Genomic DNA, 443 nt, shown 5'->3' with positions numbered 1-443 from the left:
ATGGTAAGTTACTTGCTTCTATTGGTTATGAAAATAAATATCATGATAGAAAAATAGGACATATTGTTGTTACGTTGTATAACCAAAAAGGAGACCCCAAAAAGATATACGACTATCAGAATAAACCGATAATGTATAACTTGGACAGAATCGTTGTTTATATGCGGCTCAGAAGAGTAGGTAATAAATTTTCTATTAAAACTTGGAAATTTGATCACATTAAAGACCCAGATAGACGTAAACCTATTGATATGGATGAGAAAGAGTGGATAGATGGCGGTAAGTTTTATCAGCGTCCAGCTTCTATCATAGCTATCTATAGTGCGAAGTATAATGGTTATAAGTGGATGGAGATGAATGGATTAGGTTCATTCAATACGGAGATTCTACCAAAACCGAAAGGCGCAAGGGATGTCATTATACAAAAAGGTGATTTAGTAAAA

At 33.9% G+C, this 443-nt stretch carries 1 protein-coding gene; it reads left to right on the top strand.

The features are described 5' to 3' along the window. A partial coding sequence (locus tag SD53_RS12595; RefSeq protein WP_046520559.1) for a hypothetical protein occupies positions 1-443 on the top strand: 443 nt, incomplete at both ends.

This window comes from Rheinheimera mesophila (genome assembly GCF_000986865.1).
GTDB lineage: Bacteria > Pseudomonadota > Gammaproteobacteria > Enterobacterales > Alteromonadaceae > Pararheinheimera > Pararheinheimera mesophila.
Note: the sequence above shows the minus strand (reverse complement) of the source record. Positions and strands in the feature narration are given on the sequence as shown.